Raw genomic sequence first — 22,374 nt, 5'->3', positions numbered from 1 at the left:
TGCGACCAGGAAGAAAAGAGGCACTGGGAGGACAGATGTCGACTGAGATTCGTGTACCGGCACTCGGCGAGTCGGTCAGCCAGGCTACCGTGGCCAAATGGTTTAAAGCGGTGGGTGAGGCAATTGCCGTCGACGAACCGCTGGTGGAACTGGAAACCGACAAGGTCACGGTGGAAGTCAATGCGACGGCGGCGGGGGTCTTGAGCGAGATCACCGTCGACGTGGGCAGTGACGTCGCTGTGGGCGCCGTTCTTGGCCTGATCGGCGACGGCGTCGGTGCCGCCGCCGCGCCAGCAAAGCCGGCCGCTGCCCCCGCGCCGGTAGCGCCGCCCGCCCCCACGCCGGCAGCCACTCCGCCGGCGCCGTCCGCTGGCACGCCCAGTGCCGCCGCGGCGGCCACAGGGCTGTCGCCCGCCGTCCGCAAGCTGGTTGAAGACAATGCCCTTGATGCCTCGCGCATCCCGGCATCCGGTAAGGATGGCCGGCTGACCAAGGGTGATGTCCTCGCCTATCTGGAAACAGCGAAGGCCGCCCCTACGCCAGCCGCTCCGCCCAGCGCGGGCGTCATTGCCTTCCCCGCTCCAGCACCGGCCCCCGCGCCGGCGCCGGCGCCGACGCAAGGCCAGTCGCCGCGCGAGGAACGGGTTCGGATGACCCGCCTGCGGCGGATGATCGCGCAGCGGCTGAAGGACGCCCAGAACACCGCGGCGATGCTCACCACCTTCAATGAGGTGGACATGACCGCGGCCAATGCTTTGCGCAGCCGCTACAAGGACTCCTTCGAAAAGAAGCACGCCGCCCGGCTCGGCGTCATGTCGCTATTCATCAAGGCCTGCGTCATCGGGCTGAAGGAGTTCCCGGCGGTCAACGCGGCGATCGAAGGCGACGAACTCGTCTATAAGAACCATTACGACGTGGCCATCGCCGTCTCTTCGCCGCAGGGCCTGGTCGTGCCGGTGGTGCGTGACTGTGACGCGCTCAGCTTCGCCGCCATCGAGGCGAAGATCGCCGACTTCGGCAAACGTGCCCGCGACGGCCGGCTGACCATCGAGGAGATGCAGGGCGGGACGTTCACCATCACCAACGGTGGTGTCTTCGGCTCGCTGATGTCGACGCCGATCCTCAATCCGCCGCAATCCGGCATCCTTGGCATGCACAAGATCCAGCAGCGACCGATGGTGATGCCGGACGGCAAAATCGAGGCGCGGCCGATGATGTATTTGGCGCTGTCCTACGACCACCGCATCATCGATGGTCGCGAGGCTGTCTCCTTCCTCGTCCGCGTCAAGGAATGCGTCGAAAATCCGGAGCGTATCCTGATCGAGGCGTAAGTCACTGTTGTCCGCTGTGGCGGCCCCGCCCCAACCGGTAATGGCCGGTCGCCGCGGGGTCCGGCAGCGGCATCGATGGCGAAAGTGAACGAGTGACCCCCATCCCGTAATCCAGCAGGGCGACCGCGATGAGCACTGACCCCTACGATCTGATCATCATCGGCGGCGGCCCCGGTGGCTACGTTGCCGCGATACGCGCCGCACAACTCGGCATGCGCGTCGCCTGCGTCGAAAAGCGCAAGACGCTGGGTGGGACCTGCCTCAACGTCGGCTGTATCCCCTCGAAGGCGCTGCTGCAGTCCTCGCATCACTTCGAGCAGGCGGGCAAGGAATTCGCCCACCACGGGATCAAAGTCGATGGCCTCGCCATCGACCTCGGCGCGATGCTGAAGCGCAAGGATCAGGTGGTTGCCACCCTCACCGGCGGCATTGCCGGTCTGTTCCGCAAGCACAAGATCGACTACGTGCTGGCGAGCGGCATGATGACTGCAGCGGACACGGTGGTGGCCACTTCCATCGATGGCGGCGAACCGCAGACCCTGAAGGCCGAGAACATCCTGATTGCCACCGGCTCCGATATCGCCCGGCTGCCCGGCATCGAGATCGACGAGGAGCGGATTGTCAGCTCCACCGGCGCCCTGGCGCTGCAAGCGGTGCCGGAGAGCATGGTCGTCATCGGCGGCGGCTACATCGGCCTGGAATTGGGCTCGGTCTGGCGGCGGCTGGGGGCGAAAGTCACCGTCGTCGAATTCCTCGATCACATTCTCCCTGGCATGGACCGCGAAGTTGGCCGGCAGATGCACCGCTTGCTCGAAAAGCAGGGGCTGGCCTTCCGCCTCGCCACCAAGGTGATCAAGGCGGAGCGGACGGACAAGGGCGTATCCCTGACGGTGGAGCCGGTCGCCGGCGGGGATACGCAGACGATCGAAACCGACGTCGTCCTCGTCTCGGTCGGCCGCCGTCCCTTTACCGACGGTCTCGGCCTCGACGCCGTGGGCATCACCCTCAACGAGCGCGGCTTCGTCCCCGTCGACCACGACTATCAGACCAGCGTCGCCGGTATCTTCGCCATTGGCGACGTCATCGGCGGCAAGATGCTGGCGCACAAGGCGGAAGAGGAAGGCGTCGCCTGCGTCGAGAAGATCGCCGGGCAGTCGTCGCACGTGAACTACGATGTCATCCCCGGCATTGTCTACACGTGGCCGGAGGTTGCGGCGGTCGGCCGCACCGAGGAGCAGCTGAAGGCCGACGGCATCGCCTATAAGGTGGGCAAGTTCCCCTTCTCCGCCAACTCGCGCGCCCGCTGCAACGACGACATGGACGGCTTCGTCAAGATCCTCGCCGACGCCAAGACCGACCGCATCCTCGGTGCCCACATCCTCGGCCCCGAGGCCGGCGACTTGATCCAAGAGCTGGTCACGGCGATGGAATTCAGCGCCTCGGCCGAGGACCTCGCCTACACCTCGCACGGCCACCCCGGCCTCTCGGAAGCGATCAAAGAAGCCGCCCTCGCTGTCGCCGGCCGCCCGCTCAACATCTGAGCCGGCGGCGGCCGGAACGATCATCTTCAGAGGCTTTGCAGGCTGCCGTTGGCAATCTTGAACCGCCGGATCTGCATCTTCGCCAGGGCAGCACTGCGGTCGTCGTAGTAGCTCACCAGGACGTCCGCTGCCGGTAACAGGTAGTAGGTAGCGCGCAGGCGCAGGGCGTTGGCGTCGACGACGACAACGCCGTTGCGATCGGTGTCGAGGAATTCGATGTCCTGCCAAAGGGTGTGGAAGGCGCTGCGCGGGGCGCGATCGATCAGGAACTCATTCAGCGCCACCGTCAACTCGGGCAACAGCGCCTGCAGGCCGGCGATGGTGCCGGGCGGCAGGCCGATCGCGGTCGCCGCCTCCGTTAGGGAGACCTGAGCGCGGGTATGGCTGGACGAAGCGCTTGGATGATGATTCTCTCAATCTGGGCAATGGATTGGGATGAAGCATGAGCCAGCGGCGAATCGGTCAGCAGAGCTTCGGGTTTGGCAATGGCAGCACGGCACGCCGTTCGTCGTTGGACGACTTGGCGAAGCTGATCATGGAGACGTATCTGCCGCGAACGGCGCCAATGGTGCGCTCGGCGATACGCAAGTTGGAGCTGCAGAGAAGGAAAACTGAGTCGGACTGAATAGCCCCTAGTTTTCTAGACGCCTTCGGCTTTCAAAAACTGCTGCCGTTCGAACTCGGCGGGTGACAGCATCCTCATCAATCCCCTCATTTAAGCTATGTTCGTCAGTTGGGCGGTGATTGGTTTGTTTTTTAGCATTTCGAGGAACCTTTCGATCAACGGCCGGAGGCGGGGTTCGGGCATGGCCGGGATGAGGTCGTAGAGCATGCAGCCCTGGCGGAACAGGGAATGGGTTCGGCGTTTGGCGGTGTTGACCTTGAGGTGGCGGTCCATGCCGAGCGCTTCGCCGGCCTCGCCGAGCAGGGTGAGGAACAGCACGGCGAAGGCGTTGAGCAGGAGCAGGCGGTCGCGGCGCTGCGGATCGCCGATGCGCACGGCGCCGAGCCCCATGCCGAAGCGCAGATCCTTGGTGTCGCGGAAGCTGGGCTCGATGGTCCAGCGTCTGGCGTAGAGGTTGACGATTTCGCGGGCCGATGCGTCTGCCTTGCTCGTCGCCAAACACCAGGGCTCCTTCATCGCCTTGGCGTGGACACAGACGACGGCGCCGACCGGTTGCGCGGCGGCAGTGACCGAGGCGCCGCGCAGATGGCGCGCCCGGCCGCCCTTGCCGACCCACTCGGCCGCCGCCCGGCTTTCTCCGTCGGCGGCGTCGACGCGGATGTCGCCGCGGAACCGGATGACATAGGCGAAGCCCAATTTCGTCAGATAATCGAACAGTTTGCGGTCGCCGAAGCCGCGGTCGGCGAGGATCGTCGCCGTCGTCCCCGCCGGCAACACCCCGGCAAGGCGGCCGAGACACGCATCCTCGATGGCGTTGCGCTGGCCCGCCAGTTCCGCCTTCAGCATCGTCAGCCACAACAGCGGCGTCGCCCGGCCGTGCCCGGTCACCAGATTGAGCGCCAGCGTCGCCTGCCCGTCGGCGTCGAAATCGGTCCAGTCCATGGCGACGACGATTTCCTTGCGGCCGCCAACCGCCTCCGGAACCCATTGCCCGAACATCTCCCAGACGGAGACGCCGGCGTTGCTCAGCAGCCTGTCGACCTGTTTGACCGCATGCTTGGTCAGCAATCCCCGCGCCTGCGCCAACGCATGGCCGATCATCGAAACCGCCAGCGACGCACCGGTCATCACCCCCAGCGTGCCGTTGGCCAGCGACGCGATCCGTTTGGCGTGAACATGCCCCGCGAAAACCCCATCAAGAAACCGACGAACGTCGGTCAAACGAAACTCAGGACGCGCTACCCCGTTCACTTCCCCACCCCAACCCTCGAAACCTTCCTCTCACCCTGCATAACCGACCGCCGCCGCCAAGCTCATCCGTAGCAACCCATTGATCCGTATCAAAACTCAAAATGAGGGGATTCCTGAGGACAGCATCCCGTTTCTGACCTGCTTGCGCACCGGGTTGTAGAACATCTCGATGTAATCGAACACGTCCTGCCGGGCTTCCTCGCGTGTTTTGTAGGTCCGGCGCCGGATGCGTTCGCGCTTGAGCGAAGAGAAGAAGCTCTCGGCGACGGCATTGTCATGGCAGTTGCCGCGCCGGCTCATCGAGTGCTCGAGATTGTGAGCTCTGATGAACGCAGCCCAGTCCATACTGGTGAACTGCGAGCCCTGATCCGAGTGGATCAGCACCCGTTGCTTCGGTTTGCGCCGCCATACTGCCATGTGCAGGGCCTGCAGCACTACATCGGTAGTNCTGCCGGCTCTGATCGACCAACCCACCACGCGGCGGGAATAGAGATCGGTCACGACAGCCAGATAGGCAAAGCCCTCCAGGGTGCGGATGTAGGTAATGTCGGTCACCCAGGCCCGATCTGGCGCAGCCACGTCAAACTGGCGATCCAGAGTATTGTCGACGGCCAGAGACGGCTTGCCACCATAGCTGCCGGGCCTGCGCTTGTAGCCGATTTGCGCCTTGATACCTGCCAGCCTGGTCAACCGGGCAACGCGGTTCGGGCAACATGTCTCGCCGTGATCCAGCAGGTCATCGTGCAGCTTGCGGTAGCCATAGACCTTGCCGCTGTCATTCCAGGCTTGCCGGATCAGCTCTGTCTGCCGAGCATCTTCCCGAGCCCGTTGGCTCAGCGGGCTCTTTTGCCAAGCATAAAAACCGCTGGGCTGGATGCGCAGGCACCGACACATCGATCGAACCCTGAACTGGTCACGATGCTCGGCAACAAATGCGTATCTCACTTTGCATCCCTGNGCGAAATACGCGGTGGCTTTTTTTAAGATGTCGCGCTCCTCGGTCACTCGGGCCAGTTCGCGCTTCAGCTGGCGGATCTCGGCATCCTTGCTGGCATCGCCGGACACCACCTTCGCCAGTCGCCGCTTCCAAGCATACAGCGAATGCTGACTGACGCCGAGCCGCTCGGAAACCTCAGCTACCGGATACCCACGCTCGGTGATCTGGGCCACCGCATCACGCTTGAACTCATCACTGAAATTGGGCTTCCCCATCGTCGTCTCCTGTCCTCAAAATTAGGATAGAAGGCGTCCAGAAATCTAGGGGCTATTCAGACAGGCCCTCGCTAAGTGATTGAAATCTGGTGCGCCCGAGAGGATTCGAACCTCCGACCCCAGGATTAGGAATCCTGTGCTCTATCCACTGAGCTACGGGCGCACGCACGCATTGGTTAGCAGAGACGCATCCGACTTGCCAGGACTCAAGTTCGACCCAGCCTCTTGCTAGCCACCGCTGCCGATTGGCATCCAAGAGGTGAAATCGGTCGCGTAGACCCTCTATTAAGCGGACAGTGGCGTGGCCATCTCCTGCAACGGGAGTATAGCCGTCGCCACCGGTGCTGCGTAGGGGAAGAATCCATGAAGGAAATCGTCGCCGACATCTTTAGCTGGTCGGTGTTGTCGGAGCGCCATGGCTATGACTTCAATGGCCACTTGGTATGCAGCAGCAGCGGCAACGTATGCATCGACCCGGTGGAGCCGAGCGACGCCCTACTCGATCAGCTCGCCGCCATCGGTGCGAAGCACATCCTGCTCACCAATCGCAACCACACCCGCGCCGCCAACCGGCTGCGCGCCCGTCTCGCTGCGCCAACCGCCATTCATCCCGCGGATGCCGCCTATGCGCGGGACCAGGGAACCGAGATCGACGCCAGCTTCGAGGTGGGCGATCGCTTCGGCCCGCTGCAGGTGGTGGGGCTCCCGGGCAAGTCGCCGGGTGAAGTGNGGCTGTTCTGGCCGGAACGCCGGCTGATGGTCGTTGGCGACGCTGTCATCGGCAACCCGCCCGGATGCTGCGGGCTGCTGCCGGAGAAGGTCATGGACGATCCCGCCCAGCTGCGGCGAAGCCTGCAGGCGCTGCTGGACTTCGATTTCGATATCCTGCTGATGGGTGACGGCGTATCGATCTTGACCCAGGCGAAGGACCGCCTCCGCGAGCTGCTTGCCACCCTGGTACCATCCTCAGCGCTTTGAACCACCGGCACGCCGATCCGCAAGAGGCGATGCCGCAAGCGTCGTTGCTGTTCGCGCGGATCGAGATCAAGATTGATGATCTCGCCGCTGGAGGCACGGCCATGAGGCGGACAACGCAAGTGATCCTGGTGGCGGCAACGCTCGCCGGATGCAGCGGCCCCCCTCGCCTCCTCCCGTGCCAGCCGCGGTGGATCCGGCGCTTGTGCAGGCGCAACGCCTCGGCCGCCACGCCTTTGACCAGGATCGGCCCGACCAAGCGGCGGCGCTGTATCGTCAGGCGCTCGACCACGCCTATCGGCTGGACGATCTGCCGGCAATCAGCGATACGGGCTACAACCTCGCCATCGTCGAGCTCAGCCTAAGCCAGTCGGCGGCCGCTCTCGACGTGGCGCGGTCGACCGGCGACGAACTTGGCCGCCGCGGCGCCGCCGTCCCGGCCGACCTGCAACTGGTGGAAGCAATGGCTCTCTACCGCACAGGCGCGGCTGAGGCAGCGGCCAATGTGGCGACGAGCGTCACCCGCCTGCCCGATACCTCTCCCGAGACAGTGGCGGCGGTGATCTTTCTCACCGGTCAGGTCGCGGGCGATCGGTGTGATCCAGCGGCGCTGGCGCTGGCCGGCCAAGCAACGGCAGCGCGCGGTGAGACGGCAACGGCAGCGGACCTTTATCTGCGCGCGGGGCGGAGCGCGGCGCTCGCCGCCGATACCGACAAGGCCAAGCAATGGCTTACCATCGCCCGCGATCTGGCACGGCGCAGTGAGGAATCGACGATCACCAGTGACGCGCATTCGCGGCTCAACCGTCTCGGCACGGCGGCGCCACGGTAGACTGGCCGGGTCGGTCGGCGGCGCGGCAGCGGCAAACGACCGTCTGGCGCCCCCTAGAAAGTGGTCGGTTGTCTACTCGCCGACGACCTGGCGGTTACGCTGTACCAGAGGCCAGGGGCACTCCGGTTGAAANNCTCCTCCTCCGGCAACAGCAGCGGTGAGGTGTTTCGTCGCCATCGCTCGATTGCCTGGACGATCCTTTCGGCAGCATGTCCATCACCAAAGGGATTCGGCCCCGACGCCATAGCCGCCAAGGCGTCGTCATCGCTCAGCAGTCGCGCCGCTTCCTCGACGATGCTGGCCGTTGACGTGCCGACGATCCTGGCCATACCGGCAAAGGCGGCTTCCGGGCGTTCGGTCGTGCGGCGCAGCACCAGGACCGGCTTGCTAAAGCTCGGCGCTTCTTCCTGCACGCTGCTGGAATCCGTTAGCACCAGATGGCACGCCCGCAACAGCCCAAGGAAGGTCAGGTAGTCCGTGGGCTCGATCAGATGAATACGCTGGTGACCGGACAACTGCCGCGTCACCATCTTGCGGACGAAAGGGTTTGGATGAACCGCATAGACGACGGCAATGTCGTCGAAGCGACTTACCAGTTCGCGCAGGGCGAAACAGGTATTCTCGACATCTTCCCCNCACGATTCACGGCGTAACGAGGTGACGAGAACTATCCTATGGTCTGTTTGTGGTATGTCTGGGTGCAGGCAACCCGTACCCAGCGACCTCTCGGCGAGGTATTGCAGCGAATCGACAATCGGATTCCCGGTGATGGCGATGCGATTACAGGCGATGCCCTCACGGATCAGGTTGTATCGGGCGAGTGATGTGGGGACGAAATGAATGTCGCTGACGATCGAGGTCAGCCGCCGGTTGACCTCTTCCGGAAACGGATTTTGCAGATCCCCGCTGCGGAGCCCCGCTTCAACATGGGCCNNGACCGGAATGTGACGGAGGCAGGCAGCAAAGGACGCGGCAAAAGCCGTCATCGTATCGCCCTGGACAAGGACCAGATCGGGCATTTCCTCATCGAGGACCTTGTCAATGCATTCAACCGCCAACGACCATAGCGAGGCGAGCGTCTGTTTCTCCTGCACCACGTCTAGATCGATATCGACCGTAAGGCCGAAGAGATCCATGATCTGATCAATGAGTTGGTGATGTTGCGCCGTCGCGATGACCTTCACGTCAAAAGTCAGTGGCCGCCGCCTTAATGCGTGCACGATGGGCGCCATTTTCACCGCTTCCGGTCGTGTACCGATCATTACGGCAACGCGGATGCGTTGATTCGGCACAGGCATCATAGCGTCCATATTATTTTTCCCCTGCGGTGCTCAACCTGCTCCTGACGAATGAGCAAGATTCAATCATCTCGGGTATCTCGGGAACAGATTGGCACGCACTTGCTCAAGCGGCACCAACGCTCGCCGAAAAACTCCAGAACCTGCGCATAAATAAGCACAGAAGGTTATCTATATACGTTGAGCTGTCCCACCCATGAACTTGGTCATCTGGTCAATCAAGTTCTTATCGCTGTAGACCTACACGGCCATTTTCATTGCTACCATCTTCGGTGACTCCCCAACCTTGTCAGCGCAATGGCATACTTTGGTCCGTTATGCGGGCTCAAAACTTGGTATCACTGCCCATTATTCACTCCGCACGGACCGCACTCGCTCCAGATAGTTGAGATTTTAGGGCCCGAATGTGTCCCGGGCAAGCAAAACTTCGCGCAGGAATCGCATTTTGTGTACATGTGTGACCGCAGTAGCTGGCCGCAGTCAACCCGGACAACCTTGACCTCGGCGCTGCACGGTCGAAGCGACGGACGATGGTCCGTCTTAAGCCAGCCGGTGGCAGCAAGCCCTGTGTCGCGTCTCTGTTGTACATGGTTGGCAGAAGCAGAATCCGGCAAACGCCACCGGACATGGCGACGCTTCACCCGCTGCCATGTCGCTGGCCTCGGCTGTTGTCGCGGTAAGGCAGAAGGGATGGGATGGTGCCGCAGGAGGGATTTGAACCCCCGACCCGCGCATTACGAATGCGCTGCTCTACCCCTGAGCTACTGCGGCCTCTTTGCCGACAATGCGCGGCAGGCCCCGGCGCCCGCAGGGCCGCGGCTATATCGCCTCTCTTTACCGGTCAACAGCAACCGCGTCAATGATCGCCGGCCGTCGAGGCACTGGCTGAGGACGGATTGCCTTGCACCGCCATTGGCGTATTGGCCGTTGACGTAGTGGCCAACGACGTATTGAAGGCGTGCATGGGTGCCGAGGCAAACCTGTTGAGTGGACAATGACGGCAAGGCAATTCTTGCAGCTTGCACTTACCGAGGCAGCGGCGGCTGCGGCGCGGGGAGAGGTGCCGGTGGGCGCCGTCCTCGTCGAGGCAACGAGCGGTCGGGTGCTGGCGCAGGCTGGCAATCGGGTGGAGGAGCNNCAAAGGGATCCGACGGCGCATGCAGAGATGCTGGCCATCCGCGCCGCTGCAGCGACGCTGGGGGTGCCACGGCTTCCGGGCTGCGATCTCTACGTGACGCTCGAACCGTGCGCCATGTGCGCGGCAGCGATCGCCTTCGCCCGCATCCGCCGGTTGATCTTTGCTGCCTACGACCCGAAGGGTGGCGGCGTCGAGCATGGGGCTCGGGTGTTCGAGCATCCCACCTGCCATCACCATCCCGAGGTAGTGGGCGGCGTCAACGCGGCGGCGGCGGCGTGGCTGCTGCGGGATTTCTTCCGCGCCCGGCGATGAGGCGCAACTTGCGCGCCCGCACCACGTCAGTCCGCGCGCCGGGCGGCAAAGGGCGGATCGAAATCCGCCCCGAAATCCGCATTAGGGGCCACCCTTGCGATTTCGCCGCAACCACGACGCGCTATGATCGCCGCCGTCCGCCATGCTCAGTGGGCGAAATTACATCTTCTGACCGGTGCTCTCCGCCGGCTGCTTCGCCGCATGTGCCGACTTGCTATGCTTGCTGGACTTGTGGGCGCTGGTGCTGCTCTTCTTGCTGCTCTTCTTCGCGTGGCTCTTGGCGGGTGCCTTCGGGGCCACTTGTTCGGCGGAAGCCGAGGATCCCGACGAAGCCTGAGCGGTCATCGTGCCGGTGGCCAGATCGCTCTGGGCAGCGAAAGCGGTGCCGAGGCTGCCGACGCCAAAGGCGAGAACGGTGGCGAGGCTCAGGGGGATCAAACGGGAACGAAGCATGGAAGGGTCTCCTGACGCTGTGAAAAGGTTCAACGCTGCATCGCGCTGACCCCATCACCATCGCAGAGACCACATTGCCGCCCACCTGCGGCCGCTTTACCGTTTCGTATAGCCGCATCGTATGGTCGCTCGGGTCAGCGGCATCGCTTCGTCGACTCACCCTAGGGCAACGGCATCAGGCAGATTCATTTGCCGCACCGATTCTCTAGTTGATCGATAGAGATTATGGAGTTATAGCTAATGTCAACGATCGGCCGCACACAAGCCCGCACATTCGAGGGTCTTGCCACCGCGGCTCCTGGCAGCGAATGGAGACTGGAATGACAAGCGCACGCACAGCGGTAGCATTGAATGTGGTCCTGGAAGAGATAAGCCCGAGCACCTCGCGGGCGCCGTCTGTCGCCGCCGACTGGCATGGCTTTCGCTTGGCGACGATCAACGGCAGTGCAATCGCCGCCGTCGCCCCGGCGAACGCCGACTACCCAGCCGCCCCGCGCCTCGTCGCCCAAGGCGATCCAGGCGCCAACGTGGAGGAAGATGCGGCAACGAAGACGGACGATGCTGCCGTTGCAGCCTTCGATCCGACGCTGGACGGCTCCCTTGCCTGGGTTGGCCGACTCGCCTGCTGGACCTCTGCTTTGCTCAGCGTTGCGCTGATCGTGCTGGCGGTCGGTTGATGCCGCGCGTCGCCTCACTGCCAATCCTGCCGTCCTGACCTTCCTCTGGGAAACTGTTGGCCGGCAGGGCGGTGAGCAGCGCGGCATATCGAGCCCCTTGCGGCGTCTGCGCGGCGGATGCCCCCTCGCACTTGCCGTCCAAACCAGCTGTGAACCGCAGGTTCACGCCGCGGCAACTGTTCGCCAGGAGACTGCGTCTTGGACAACCACAGACTGACGATCGCCGTGATCGGTGCCGGTCTCAGCGGCTCACTGCTTGCCGTCAATCTGCTGCAGCGCTGCCAGCCTGACGACCGGGTGCTGTTGATCGAAAAGCGCGCCGGCTTCGGCCGTGGCCTCGCTTATTCCACCCGTAATCCCAACCATCTGCTGAATGTCCGCGCTGAAAACATGAGCGCGTTTCAGCAACGCCCCGATGATTTCGTCGCCTGGCTGCGAGAGCGCTCGTCCACCATCGACGGCGCCGGGCCGGATGGCGATTCCTTCGTTTCCCGCCACCTTTACGGCGCGTACATTCGTGCCCTGCTGTGCGATCAGCTCTGGAAGCGCGGCAAGGGGCGTAATCTGGTCCTGGTGCCGGACGAGGTGCGAACGCTGGTCGAAGACGACGGTGGCTTGCGGCTGACACTGGCGAGTGGTCGCATCTACCGCGCTGACCTGGCGGTGGTAGCCTCGGGCAATTTACCGCCCGACCAGTCGAGCGGCGCCTACATTGGCAATCCCTGGGATCCGACGGCGATCGCCGGCATTCCACCGCAGGCTCCGGTGGTGCTGATCGGCAGCGGCCTGACCATGATCGATACGGCTCTTTCGCTGCTCGACGGCGACCACCGCGGCCCGATCCGGGCCATCTCCCGCCGCGGCTTGCTGCCGCAACTGCATGAGCCAACGCGGCCGTTGTCGATTGTCGCCGACGCGTTGCCACGCACCACCTCGCTCACCCGGATCACCCAGTGGTTGCGCAGGCGCGTGCGCGATGCCGCCGCTGACGGCATCGGCTGGCGATCGGTCGTCGATGGTCTAAGGCCACACCTGCAAGACCTATGGCGGCGGCTGCCGATCGAAGAGCGCCGTCGCTTCCTTCGCCATCTTCGCCCCTGGTGGGAAGTGCATCGCCACCGTCTCGCTCCCGAAGTCGGCGCGATGATTGAAGCCGCGATGCAAAGAGGCCAACTGACCGTCCAGGCGGCGCGCATTCTTCGCTTGGAGCCCACGCCGCTGGGGGTGACGCTCGACATCCGGCATCGCCGAACGGGCCACCAGGAAACGCTGCAGGCGGCATGGGCGATAAACTGCTCCGGTCCAGAGAGTAATTACTTCGCCACCCAGGACCCTTTGCTCCGTGATCTCATCACCCGCGGCGTCGTTCGTCCTGACCCGCTCGGACTTGGCCTCGACGTCACCGAGCAGGGTGCGGTCATCAACAACAAGGGGTCGTCTNCCCGCCGCCTGTTTGCCCTTGGGCCGATCACCCGCGGCACCTTCTGGGAGGTCACCGCAGTTCCCGATATCCGCTTCCATTGCGCTCGTCTGGCCACGCATCTGGCTGGGACGAGCGACAACAACATCGGCATCGATCAGGTCCGCCGTCGCACGTCGNAACCATCGCTGATGCTCCCGTCGACGTCGTCGCCGGGCTCTTGACCCCAGGCGGGCTATTGCGCACGCTGATCCGAGCCGCCGCGCACGGGAAGCGGTTTGGCGCAGTAGCAGACAGGGAGCAGAAGAGTGCCAAGTACGGATAGTGATACGAAAAGCAAGTCAGTTGAGCGATTCGACGAATACACCTATTTCGCCGACAGCACGCAGACCCTCGCTGATCGTCGGCAGTCGGCGACGCAGGTTTTTATCGGCGTCAATACAAGCATTTTCGGGCTTATCGGCTTCCTGCTCAACGATGCCGGGCTGTCTCGCTTGCAGGACCTGGTCGCGTTGCCGCTGTTCGTGGTCGGGGTTCTCATCTGTCTCGTTTGGGACCGAATGATCTCCCACTACAGGGCATTGATCGCTTGGCGCTTCGAGCAACTTCGCAACATGGAAAACGAACTCAACGGAAGCTCAAGATGTTCACCCGCGAATGGGAACTGCATTTTCAGCCGCAAACGAATAAATCAGTCATTGGATTTTCCAATCTGGAACGCTCGCTTCCGCACATCGTTCTTGGTCTTTATGTCGCGTATGGTCTAGCGTTTCTTATTGCAAAGATTTTTGATTTGTAGCCGCCAAGCGGCGGCGCTTTGGCGGGCCGCTTGGCGATGATCGATCCGTTCAGCCCCGGCGCAGTTTCGTCATCAAACACCTTCCTGCCCCTACCCGGAGCATAGCAATGGTGTCCACTAATTCGGGGGAGCTTCACGTTGGAGTCAACCCACTAACCCGTGTGTGGACGGCCCCCTGGGTGCAAGGGGTGAGGGGGAGAAAATCTGATCTGGTGCGATGGCAGTCGTGTGTCCGGCCTGTTTTGCGCGGCACGATGTCCGCTGGCCCAGATGGGTTCCGCGATCCACGCCCAAACGGATGGGCGGCCTTGATGGCCACCGGGCTACCCGGGTTCTGTGGATCGTCGGCTCGACCGATCAGCATCTCTCTTCCTCAGCCCTGCACCCTTGGCATCAAAGAGTGGTCAGGCGGTGGCCGGCTGGCGATACGCCTCGCCGCGCGTCATCATCGCCCAGACGATGCGCGCCATCTTGTTGGCCAGGGCGACCGCCGCGAGCTTGCGCGGCCGCCTTGCCAGCAAAGCGATCAGCCACGCCGAGGCCTTTCCCGGCTTGGCCTGTCGGATCACCGCGGTCGCTCCCAGCACCAGCAACTGGCGCAGCCGCTCGTCGCCGGCGCGGCTGATCCCGCCCAGCCGCGTCTTGCCGCCGGTGGAATGCTCGCGCGGAGTCAGCCCCAGCCAGGAGGCGAAATGCCGCCCCGACTTGAACTGGCTGAAATCGACCCGCAGCACCAGGCTCAACGCGCCGATCGGCCCGATCCCCGGCACCTCCGCCAGCATCTTGCTGGTTNNGGCGTCTGTTTGTGTTGCGCCACCAGCCTGGCGTCGACTTCGGCCAGCGCGCATCCAGCCGACCGATCTCGGCGCCCAGCAACGCCAATGCGTCCCTCGCCGGCGTCGGCAGCTCCGCGTCCTCTGCCACATCGGCCAGCAGCTTTGCCACGCCTTGGCGGCCAAGGCGGGCGACATGACCGAACTCGGCCGCGTGTCCGCGCAGCGCGTTGACCAGCTGCGTGCGTTGGCGCACCAGAAGCTCGCGCACCGACAGCAGCATCGCGTTGGCCTGCTGCCTCGCCGACTTGACCGCGACCTCGCGCATCTCCGGCCGCGCCGCGGCTTCGCTGATCGCCTCGGCATCGTTGCGATCGTTCTTGCCGCGCTTGACGAAGGGTTTGACGTATTGCGGCGGGATCAACCGCACCGTGTGGCCGAGCCCAGCCAGCACACGGCCCCAGTGATGCGAGCCGCCGCAGGCCTCCAGCACCACCTCCATCGGCGGGCGGCGCGCGAAGAATGGTACCATGTCCTGGCGGCGCAGATTGCGGCGCAGCACCGCCCGCCCGTCGGCATCCGTGCCATGTAGGGTGAAGACGGACTTGGACGTGTCGATCGCAATGCGGGTAAGCTCGGTCATGGACGGCTCCTGTTCACTTCGACAGCGAACCTTGGCACCAGATGCCGCGGGGCCGTCCACCCCAACGGATTATGCGTCCTGATCGGCGGGTGCAGCGTAGTTCATTGGAATCGCCTAGGATTCGGTTCTCGAAGCCAATCCATGTCGTTTCCGCAGCGCCCACCCGCCATGGTTGATCCGACGCTGCCGCTGCCTGGCCTGTCACCGGCTGCCGGCAAAGAGTTGGTCGCCCGGTTCGATGGCGGTCGGCTGTCGTCCGACGGCGGCCTGTTGGTTCTGCGCGAGATCGAGCGCCGGCTGGAAGTCGCCGATCGCCTCGCCGCCTGCATCGACGATCCGCGCGATCCCGGCAGCACCGTGCACACGCTCGCCGACATCATCCGCTTCCGGATGCTGATGATTGCCGCCGGCTACGAGGACGGCAATGACGCCACCGGCTTGCGCGGCGATCCGCTGTTCAAGTTGGCGCTCGAACGCGTGCCGTCGGACCGGGACCTGTGTTCGCAGTCAACCATCTCGCGGCTGGAGAATCTGCTCGATGCGCGGACGCTGCTGCGGCTGGGCCGGGCTCTGGTCGACGTCTGGTGCGGCTCGTTCCGCCAAGTCCCGCGACGGATCACGCTGGATATCGACGACACCTTCGATGCGGTGCACGGCGGCCAGCAGTTGCGCCTGTTTAACGCCCACTACGACGAATACGGCTTTCAGCCGATCGTCGTCTTCGATGCCGACGGTCGTTTCGTCACCGCCCTCCTGCGCCCGGCGAAGCGACCGAAGGGCGTCGCGATCCGCGCCTTTCTCCGTCGCCTCGTCCGCGCGATCCGCGCCCACTGGCCGCAGGTGGAGATCCTGCTGCGTGCCGACAGCCATTACGCCTGCCCGGAGGTGCTCGACTGGTGCGAGACGCGTGGCCTCGATTACATCATCTCGGCCTCGCCCCCACCAGCACGCTGAAGCGCCATGTCACCGGCCTGGAGGCAAGCACCGCGGCGCGCTTCGTGGCCGCGCCGACCGGCGGCAAGGTCCGCCGCTTCAAGGAATTCTTCGACGCCGCCAAGACCTGGAGCCGGGTCCGTCGCGTCGTCGGCCGCGTCGAGGCCGGCAGCGACGGCACCGACACCCGCTTCGTCGTCACCAACCTCGGCCACGGCAGCGGTCGCTCGCTGTACCAGGACCTCTACTGCCGGCGCGGCCAGGCGGAGAACCACATCAAAGCGTGGAAAACTCATCTCGCCGCCGACCGCACCTCGTGCCCCAAGGCCACCGCCAACCAGTTCCGGTTCGGCCTGCTTACGCGCGCTCCGCGCACGGTCGGGCCTCACTCCTGCACGCCGGCGCCTACTGGCTGCTGTGGAGTCTGCGCGCGCTGATGCCCAAGCGCTCGTCCTGGCGGGTCGCCCAGTTCGACACGCTGCGGCGGCGCCTCGTCAAGGTCGCCGCCCGCGTCGTCGAGATGAAGACCAAGATCAAGGTCCACCTGCCGACCAGCGCCGCTGATCAGGCAATCTGCCAACTCGTCCTCCGCCGCCTGCCGCGTCTCGTCACCTGATCGCCGGGGCGGCGCGCCCCCTTCCGAGCCCGTTCCCCGCAACCACCAGCGCCTCTCGACCCGACCGATCCCCCATCCCGCCGCGGCGGAAACCAACCCACTCGCCAATATCAACCCTTGCGCGCATCCACGATTTAACACCCGACGCACGTTGTGTCCCGGTGAATACATCGGGCTAGCAGCCTGTCGGACTTAACGCGAGGCGGAGCTGTGGGTTATAGAATCCGGGCATGGATTCACGCCCCCGGCCCGGACCTCTTCGGCATGAGCAACTTCCGCCCGATCGACCGCGACAGCGGATTTCTGATGCCGCCGTCGGTGGACGAGTGGCTTCCGCAGCGGCACTTGGCGCGGTTCGTGGTGGAGGTGATCGCGGGGCTGGATCTGCGGCCGATGACCGGCAGCTACCGTGGCTCTGGGGAAGCGTCCTACCACCCCAGCCTTCTGCTGGGCATTCTGATCTACGGCTACGCCACCGGGGTGTTCTCCAGCCGCAAGCTGGAGCGGGCGACCTATGACAGCGTGGCGTTCCGCTTCATCGCGGCGAACGATCATCCGGACCATGACACCATCGCCGCGTTCCGCCGACGCTTTCTGCCGCAGATCGAGAAGCTGTTCGTCCAGGTGCTGGTGCTCGCGCGCGAGATGGGCGTGCTGAAGCTGGGAACGGTCGGGCTCGACGGGACCAAGGTCCACGCCAATGCCAGCCGGCACAGCGCGCTGTCCTATGACCATGCGGGCAAGCTGGAGGCCCAACTGCAGGCCGAAGTGGCCGATCTCATGGCCAAGGCAGAAGCGGCGGACCAGGTGGACATCGCTGACGGCATGTCGATCCCCGACGAACTGGCGCGACGTGAGGAACGGTTGTCCAGGCTCGCCGAGGCCCGGGCGAAGATCGAGGCCCGCGCGAAGGAACGCTTCGAACGGGAGCAGGCAGACCATCAGGCGAAACTCGCAGCACGGGACGCCAAGGCAGCGGCCACCGGCAAGAAGCCCACGGGCCGTGAGCCGAAGCCGCCGGTGGCGACGCCGCTGCCCACGGATCAGATCAATCTGACCGACGAGGAAAGCCGCATCATGGCGGTGGCGGGCGGCGGTTTTGAGCAGTGCTACAATGCGCAGGCGGCGGTGGCGGCGGGCAGTCTGCTGGTGGTGGTCGCCGACGTGGTGCAGGCGCCCAACGACAAGCAGCAGCTTACACCCATGCTGGACAAGATCGGCACTCTGCCGGACGTGCTCGGCAGGCCGGACATGCTGTTGGCGGACAATGGCTACTTCAGCGAGGCGAATGTGCAGGCCTGTGTGGCCGGCGGGATCGAACCGCTGATCGCACTTGGTCGCGAGGCGCATCATCTCAGCCTGCAAGAGCGCTTCGCTGCGGCGCCACCGGCGCCCGAAGACCCCACCCCGGTTCAGGCGATGGCGTATCGGCTGCGCACGCCGCAGGGCCGCGCGCTCTACGCCCTGCGCAAGCAGACGCCCGAGCCAGTGTTTGGCATCATCAAGTCCGTGCTGGGGTTCCGGCAGTTCCTGCTGCGCGGGCTCAATGCCGCCCGTGGCGAGTGGAGGCTTGTGACCATGGCATGGAACCTGAAGCGGATGTTCGCCCTCAGCCGCGCCGTCTAGCCTGCGCGGCCAGTTCCGCAGGCGCGCCAGCGCGACCGCACCGCCCAAAATGGCGCTGACAGAGGCGCCGACGCACCGATCCCTACGCAGGTCCGGCGACGCCCGAGACGCAAGTCCGACAGGCTGCTAGCCCGTCTTATTCACGACGGCGGGCGTGGTGAACTGGCGGATGTAGCGTAAGCGTTTGATGTGGCGTAGGATTCGGTTGCTGAAGCCAACCCTTCGACGACATCCTGGCCGGCCACATCCGCCATGACCGACGATACGACGCTGCCGTTCTCGTTTCCAGCCGTCGGACGCAAGAAGCTCACCGCCGCCTTCGACGGCGGCCGGATCAGCTCGGACGGCGGAGTTATGCTGCTGGCCGAAGTCGAGCGGCGGCTCGACATCGCCGGCAAGCTGGCGGCGGTGATCCCCGATCACCGCGATCCGGGCCGGACCGTGCACGCTCTCGCCGACATTCTGCGGGCGCGCATCTTCGCCATCGCCTGCGGCTGGGAGGACGCCGACGATCTCGACAGCCTGCGCTTCGATCCGGCGTCCAAGCTCGCCTGCGGCCGGCTGCCGGATAGCGGACGGGACCTGTGCTCGCAGCCGACCGTCTCGCGCNTGAGAGAACGCCCCCGACCTGCGCAGCGTCATCCGGCTCGGCCCCGGGTCCTGCTCGACCTGTGGCTGGCGAGCTATCCGGCGCCGCCCGCCGCAGTGACGCTCGACATCGACGACACCTGCGACGTCGTCCACGGTCATCAACAGCTGTCGCTGTTCAACGGCCATTACGACGAACGCTGCTTCCTGCCGATCCACGTCTACGACACCGCGGCCGGCCGCCCGGTGGCGGTGATCCTCCGCCCGGGCAAGACGCCGTCGGGCAAGGAAATCTGCGACCATCTGCGCCGGCTCGTCCGCCACGTCCGCCGCCGCTGGCCGCAGACGCGCCTCACCATCCGCGGCGACGGCCACTACGGCCGGCCCGAGGTGATGGACTGGTGCGAGGCGAACGGCGTCGAGTATCTGTTCGGCCTGCCCGGCAACGGGATGCTCGACCGCCTCGTCGACGAGGCCGCCGACGACATCCGTACCCGCCGGGCGCTGGAGAAGCGGCCGTCCTTGCGCGGCTTCGCCGAGACCCGTTACCGGGCGAAGCCGTGGAAGACGGAGCGCCGGGCGTGCGCCCGCATCGAAGCGACGACCCGCGGCCTCGACATCCGCTTCGTCGTCACCAGTCTCGAAGCCGGTTCGCCCGAGCACGTCTACGAGGTCCTCTACTGCGCCCGCGGTCAGGCCGAGAACCTGATCAAACGGCACAAGAGCCAGCTCGCCTCGGACCGCACCAGTTGCCGCTCGCCGCTGGCCAACCAGGTCCGCCTCGTCCTGCATACCGCCGCCTACTGGCTGCTGCTGAGCTTGCGCGACGCCATCCCGAAGGCGCATGCGCTGGCCGTCGCCGAGTTCGCCACGCTGCGCCTGAAGCTCCTCAAAATCGGCGGCCGCGTCATCGAGACCGCGTCGCGCGTCCGCCTCGCCTTCGCCGCCGCGTGCCCAGACGCGGCGCTGATCCGCCACCTCGCCACCGCCCTCGCCGGATCCCTCCCGGAAACCACCCACACCACCATCAAATCCAATCCGACCAAGCCGGGAAAACCCGAAAGCCCACGCTCGTCCCATCAGTCAGCGTCGCCCAAAATCTCAACCTCCCAGCCGGCGTCATGAATAAGACGGGATAGGGCGGGCGTCCCCTGGTCGTAGCCACGTAACCGGGCCACGACATTCCTCGTCCTGATCATCCGAATCATCCGAATGCGTCGCTATCGGCTACGCGAACGTATCGACAGCGACGCATGGCTCTGCTAGTAACCTCCTTCCCCCTGGGGGCGCATAGCTCAGTTGGTAGAGCAGCTGACTCTTAATCAGCGGGTCCAAGGTTCGAGTCCTTGTGCGCCCACCAATTTCAAGGAGTTACGAAAGCGTTTCCAACTTTTCCGACCATATTCCTAGTCTGTTTCCAACTTCGTTCTGTTTCTGTACGACTCTAACGTGTGTATCGCAGCGCGGGCCATTTCCGTGTTGCGCGGCAGATAGGTCTCCAGGATCCGCAAGGTGCGGTCCAATTGGTGCCCGGTGATCGCCGCAATCTGAGGCACCGTGCATCCTGCCTCCGCCAACCGGACAACCGCCGAGCGCCGGAGATCAAGGAACTGAAGGTCGTTGAGGCCCGCGGCGTTGGCGATCCGGCGAAACTCGTGACGGAAATGGTCCACCTTGTAGGGTTTGGACGTGGTTTCGGCGATCAAGATCGGCGACGCTTTCACGGCCATTCGCGTGTCAACGCGATCGACCTTCAAATTCCTCGACACGGTTTCATCGAACTCTCCCAGTAGTTGCTTACGCCGCTTTTGTAATGCCTCGTCGAGAAAAAGCTTGAGTTCTGCCATGGCCGGCACGGCGATAAGTACGCCGGTCTTGCCCTGCCGTAGCGTCACCTGCTGTCCGTCATATTGTTGCCAGGTCATGCGCAGGATGTCGCCTTGTCGTTGACCGAGGCAGGCGCCGAGCAGCACGGCAAGTTGAAGCGATGCGCGATCGGCGACTTGGGCGGTCGCGCAAAACGCCTGGATCGATTCCTCGGTCCATCGCTGTTGTCGAGGCGGCCTGCCCTTCATGCGTGGCTTGGACGCGGGGTTCTCATCGAGGTAGCCTTCGTCAATGGCGCATGCGAGGAGCAGTCGCAGCACCCGGATGACAGCGTTGGCTTTTGCCGGCGTCTTTTCCAGCATCGCTCGATAGAACAGCTTGACATGTTTTCTCTTGATGCTTGAGAGCGGCGGATCGCCGGCGCGTTCGGACCAAGCCTCAATCGCAATCAGCGACTGATCGTAGCTGCGCTTGCTGGCTGCGCTCAGCGACGTGAACCGGTCATCTATCCGATAGAGCTTGGTGAGCCACGGCAACGTGTCCGGTTGATTCGGTAAGACGTCGCGGTCCTGGCGCCATTCGTCGACCTGCCGATTGAACTGTTGAGCTTCCGCGATCGCTCTTTCCAGTTGGTCGGAGAGGCGGCGGGTGCGCCATCCCTCGCGCTGAAGATCGGCCGATGGCTGCCAATAGAAGTATGTGCCGCGACCACCGCGGCCGTGCTTGCAGACAAAGTAGCGAATCTTGATTTTACCCATTCGCCGCATTGGTCCACGCGTCGTCGAAGTCGTCCGAGCGGGGAGCACCTCCCATCCGATCGAGCCACTAGTCGATTGCTTGCTTATCATAACCGCCGACAACTGGAATAGGCTGAGGAAATCCCGACTTGTGCAGCCGATGAGCATGGTCGGTGAGCCAGCTTACCGATCGACCGAGATAGGCGGCCGTCTCGAAAGCGCTGAGGACCCGGCGCTCGACAAACGGTGGCCTTCGTCGAGTCATTCAGCTTGCATCTCGCCGTCGGTTGGTAATCCACCTTCTTCGTCGCGGTTAGACGAAATAGGGCCGCTCCCGTCGACCACGGACTGCGCAGACCCAGGTAAAGGTTGGGGATCGCCGTTGGTGATAAGGTGGATGGCAGGGGGACTGCGACACGAGCTGTATTCTTCTTCCATTTTTGGAACCCGCGGTCGCGATGCAGGAACGCTCTCAGGATCGCTGGAACAAGCTGGTCAAGACCTATTCTTTGGCCGTGGGCCTCTGCGTAGGCTTCTCGGTAGGATTCAAGGTCGGCGGCAAGCGCGGTATCGATTGCCAGCTGCAGCTTGGTGGCAGGTCCATTTGGCGGCAACGCCGCGAGGGCGATCGGGCGGGACTTCATGGTTTCGCCCCGTTGGGCTGGCCAACCAAGTTCGTTCTCAATGTCGGACGTTCTTGATCACTCATCAGGGTCTCCCAAATCGGTGTCAACGGCGGAGCAATTCCGGGCCACGGTGTCGGAGTA

At 64.1% G+C, this 22,374-nt stretch carries 18 protein-coding genes, 3 tRNA genes and 3 pseudogenes; 14 read left to right on the top strand and 10 right to left on the bottom strand.

Annotation, left to right across the window (positions count from 1 at the left end; all coding sequences use genetic code 11):
* Positions 1 to 35 precede the first annotated feature (35 nt).
* Both odhB and lpdA read left to right on the top strand, forming a co-directional pair.
* A complete protein-coding gene (odhB, locus tag HQ394_RS17250; RefSeq protein WP_190261236.1) occupies positions 36 to 1,331 on the top strand; it encodes a 2-oxoglutarate dehydrogenase complex dihydrolipoyllysine-residue succinyltransferase in 1,296 nt (431 codons plus the stop codon).
* 128 nt (positions 1,332 to 1,459) lie between these two features.
* Positions 1,460 to 2,872, top strand: a complete 1,413-nt coding sequence (gene lpdA, locus HQ394_RS17245) for a dihydrolipoyl dehydrogenase (protein ID WP_190261235.1) — start codon at positions 1,460 to 1,462, stop codon at positions 2,870 to 2,872.
* A 26-nt stretch (positions 2,873 to 2,898) separates the two neighbouring features.
* Here lpdA and HQ394_RS17240 read toward each other — a convergent pair whose 3' ends face one another.
* On the bottom strand, positions 2,899 to 3,171 hold the full coding sequence (locus tag HQ394_RS17240; protein WP_190261234.1) for a hypothetical protein: 273 nt from the start codon (positions 3,169 to 3,171) through the stop codon (positions 2,899 to 2,901).
* A 143-nt stretch (positions 3,172 to 3,314) separates the two neighbouring features.
* On the opposite strand from HQ394_RS17240, the gene HQ394_RS17235 reads away from it, so the two are divergent.
* Positions 3,315 to 3,497 (top strand): hypothetical protein, encoded by a 183-nt coding sequence (locus HQ394_RS17235; protein WP_190261233.1) that lies wholly within the window; start codon positions 3,315 to 3,317, stop codon positions 3,495 to 3,497.
* Between the two features lie 90 nt (positions 3,498 to 3,587).
* Here HQ394_RS17235 and HQ394_RS17230 read toward each other — a convergent pair whose 3' ends face one another.
* The 3 genes from HQ394_RS17230 to HQ394_RS17220 all read right to left on the bottom strand — a co-directional run bounded on the left by HQ394_RS17230 (position 3,588) and on the right by HQ394_RS17220 (position 6,123).
* Entirely contained in the window at positions 3,588 to 4,718 is a 1,131-nt protein-coding gene (locus HQ394_RS17230; RefSeq protein WP_190260604.1) for an IS4 family transposase, read from the bottom strand.
* A gap of 126 nt (positions 4,719 to 4,844) precedes the next feature.
* A complete protein-coding gene (locus HQ394_RS17225) occupies positions 4,845 to 5,960 on the bottom strand; it encodes an IS3 family transposase (protein WP_190261232.1) in 1,116 nt (371 codons plus the stop codon).
* A gap of 87 nt (positions 5,961 to 6,047) precedes the next feature.
* Positions 6,048 to 6,123 (bottom strand) — tRNA-Arg (locus HQ394_RS17220).
* Positions 6,124 to 6,323: 200 nt separating this feature from the next.
* On the opposite strand from HQ394_RS17220, the gene HQ394_RS17215 reads away from it, so the two are divergent.
* Together HQ394_RS17215 and HQ394_RS17210 are read left to right on the top strand one after the other, a co-directional pair.
* Positions 6,324 to 6,938: an MBL fold metallo-hydrolase gene (locus tag HQ394_RS17215; protein ID WP_190261231.1), complete on the top strand. Its 615-nt coding sequence runs from the start codon at positions 6,324 to 6,326 to the stop codon at positions 6,936 to 6,938.
* A 187-nt stretch (positions 6,939 to 7,125) separates the two neighbouring features.
* Positions 7,126 to 7,767: a hypothetical protein gene (locus tag HQ394_RS17210; protein ID WP_223291683.1), complete on the top strand. Its 642-nt coding sequence runs from the start codon at positions 7,126 to 7,128 to the stop codon at positions 7,765 to 7,767.
* Positions 7,768 to 7,820: 53 nt separating this feature from the next.
* On the opposite strand, the gene wecB is transcribed toward HQ394_RS17210, so the two are convergent.
* Both wecB and HQ394_RS17200 read right to left on the bottom strand, forming a co-directional pair.
* Positions 7,821 to 9,029, bottom strand: a complete 1,209-nt coding sequence (gene wecB / locus HQ394_RS17205) for a non-hydrolyzing UDP-N-acetylglucosamine 2-epimerase (RefSeq protein ID WP_456151643.1) — start codon at positions 9,027 to 9,029, stop codon at positions 7,821 to 7,823.
* A gap of 732 nt (positions 9,030 to 9,761) precedes the next feature.
* Positions 9,762 to 9,836: transfer RNA gene (locus HQ394_RS17200), tRNA-Thr, on the bottom strand.
* 223 nt (positions 9,837 to 10,059) lie between these two features.
* Between HQ394_RS17200 and HQ394_RS17195 the strand changes: the two genes are divergently transcribed.
* Positions 10,060 to 10,515: a nucleoside deaminase gene (locus HQ394_RS17195; RefSeq protein WP_190261228.1), complete on the top strand. Its 456-nt coding sequence runs from the start codon at positions 10,060 to 10,062 to the stop codon at positions 10,513 to 10,515.
* A gap of 159 nt (positions 10,516 to 10,674) precedes the next feature.
* Here HQ394_RS17195 and HQ394_RS17190 read toward each other — a convergent pair whose 3' ends face one another.
* Positions 10,675 to 10,968: a hypothetical protein gene (locus HQ394_RS17190; RefSeq protein ID WP_190261227.1), complete on the bottom strand. Its 294-nt coding sequence runs from the start codon at positions 10,966 to 10,968 to the stop codon at positions 10,675 to 10,677.
* A gap of 320 nt (positions 10,969 to 11,288) precedes the next feature.
* Here HQ394_RS17190 and HQ394_RS17185 point away from each other — a divergent pair, with 320 nt between their 5' ends.
* The 3 genes from HQ394_RS17185 (at position 11,289) to HQ394_RS17175 (ending at position 13,832) form a co-directional block, all read left to right on the top strand.
* Complete coding sequence (locus HQ394_RS17185) at positions 11,289 to 11,645, top strand: hypothetical protein (RefSeq protein WP_190261226.1); 357 nt, start codon at positions 11,289 to 11,291, stop codon at positions 11,643 to 11,645.
* Positions 11,646 to 11,870: 225 nt separating this feature from the next.
* Complete coding sequence (locus HQ394_RS17180) at positions 11,871 to 13,289, top strand: FAD/NAD(P)-binding protein (protein WP_456151642.1); 1,419 nt, start codon at positions 11,871 to 11,873, stop codon at positions 13,287 to 13,289.
* Positions 13,290 to 13,373: 84 nt separating this feature from the next.
* Positions 13,374 to 13,832 (top strand): RipA family octameric membrane protein, encoded by a 459-nt coding sequence (locus HQ394_RS17175; RefSeq protein ID WP_190261224.1) that lies wholly within the window; start codon positions 13,374 to 13,376, stop codon positions 13,830 to 13,832.
* Positions 13,833 to 14,268: 436 nt separating this feature from the next.
* Here HQ394_RS17175 and HQ394_RS17170 read toward each other — a convergent pair.
* Positions 14,269 to 15,280: pseudogene (locus tag HQ394_RS17170) on the bottom strand (IS110 family RNA-guided transposase).
* 168 nt (positions 15,281 to 15,448) lie between these two features.
* Here HQ394_RS17170 and HQ394_RS17165 point away from each other — a divergent pair.
* The 4 genes and pseudogenes from HQ394_RS17165 to HQ394_RS17150 all read left to right on the top strand — a co-directional run bounded on the left by HQ394_RS17165 (position 15,449) and on the right by HQ394_RS17150 (position 20,403).
* Positions 15,449 to 16,829, top strand: a pseudogene (locus HQ394_RS17165) (IS1380 family transposase).
* 264 nt (positions 16,830 to 17,093) lie between these two features.
* A complete protein-coding gene (locus HQ394_RS17160; protein ID WP_190260069.1) occupies positions 17,094 to 18,455 on the top strand; it encodes an IS1182 family transposase in 1,362 nt (453 codons plus the stop codon).
* A 252-nt stretch (positions 18,456 to 18,707) separates the two neighbouring features.
* Positions 18,708 to 20,036 (top strand): annotated as a pseudogene (locus HQ394_RS17155) (IS1380 family transposase); the annotation flags it as partial.
* Positions 20,037 to 20,327: 291 nt separating this feature from the next.
* Positions 20,328 to 20,403 (top strand) — tRNA-Lys (locus HQ394_RS17150).
* A 46-nt stretch (positions 20,404 to 20,449) separates the two neighbouring features.
* Here the strand turns inward: HQ394_RS17150 and HQ394_RS17145 are convergent.
* Together HQ394_RS17145 and HQ394_RS21330 are read right to left on the bottom strand one after the other, a co-directional pair.
* Positions 20,450 to 21,628 carry a tyrosine-type recombinase/integrase gene (locus tag HQ394_RS17145; RefSeq protein ID WP_190261223.1) on the bottom strand — a complete coding sequence of 393 codons (1,179 nt, stop codon included), beginning with the start codon at positions 21,626 to 21,628 and terminating at the stop codon, positions 20,450 to 20,452.
* 86 nt (positions 21,629 to 21,714) lie between these two features.
* Positions 21,715 to 22,182 carry a DUF2274 domain-containing protein gene (locus HQ394_RS21330; RefSeq protein ID WP_223292129.1) on the bottom strand — a complete coding sequence of 156 codons (468 nt, stop codon included), beginning with the start codon at positions 22,180 to 22,182 and terminating at the stop codon, positions 21,715 to 21,717.
* Between HQ394_RS21330 and HQ394_RS20240 the strand changes: the two genes are divergently transcribed.
* Complete coding sequence (locus HQ394_RS20240) at positions 22,066 to 22,308, top strand: hypothetical protein (protein WP_223292145.1); 243 nt, start codon at positions 22,066 to 22,068, stop codon at positions 22,306 to 22,308. The genes HQ394_RS21330 and HQ394_RS20240 overlap by 117 nt on opposite strands.
* Positions 22,309 to 22,374: the final 66 nt, after the last annotated feature.

The sequence above is a fragment of the Defluviicoccus vanus genome, assembly GCF_014672695.1.
GTDB lineage: Bacteria > Pseudomonadota > Alphaproteobacteria > Rhodospirillales > Defluviicoccaceae > Defluviicoccus > Defluviicoccus vanus.
The sequence above is the reverse complement of the archived record's forward strand: the minus strand, read 5'-3'. Positions and strand labels throughout refer to the sequence as shown.

What these genes read in the sequence shown, in the direction of transcription:
- HQ394_RS17145 (WP_190261223.1), bottom strand. Translation starts at nt 21,628, where the DNA reads ATGGGTAAAATCAAGATTCGCTACTTTGTCTGCAAGCACGGCCGCGGT.
- HQ394_RS17235 (WP_190261233.1), top strand. Translation starts at nt 3,315, where the DNA reads ATGAGCCAGCGGCGAATCGGTCAGCAGAGCTTCGGGTTTGGCAATGGC.
- lpdA (WP_190261235.1), top strand. Translation starts at nt 1,460, where the DNA reads ATGAGCACTGACCCCTACGATCTGATCATCATCGGCGGCGGCCCCGGT.
- HQ394_RS17190 (WP_190261227.1), bottom strand. Translation starts at nt 10,968, where the DNA reads ATGCTTCGTTCCCGTTTGATCCCCCTGAGCCTCGCCACCGTTCTCGCC.
- HQ394_RS20240 (WP_223292145.1), top strand. Translation starts at nt 22,066, where the DNA reads ATGCAGGAACGCTCTCAGGATCGCTGGAACAAGCTGGTCAAGACCTAT.
- HQ394_RS17185 (WP_190261226.1), top strand. Translation starts at nt 11,289, where the DNA reads ATGACAAGCGCACGCACAGCGGTAGCATTGAATGTGGTCCTGGAAGAG.
- HQ394_RS17160 (WP_190260069.1), top strand. Translation starts at nt 17,094, where the DNA reads ATGAGCAACTTCCGCCCGATCGACCGCGACAGCGGATTTCTGATGCCG.
- odhB (WP_190261236.1), top strand. Translation starts at nt 36, where the DNA reads ATGTCGACTGAGATTCGTGTACCGGCACTCGGCGAGTCGGTCAGCCAG.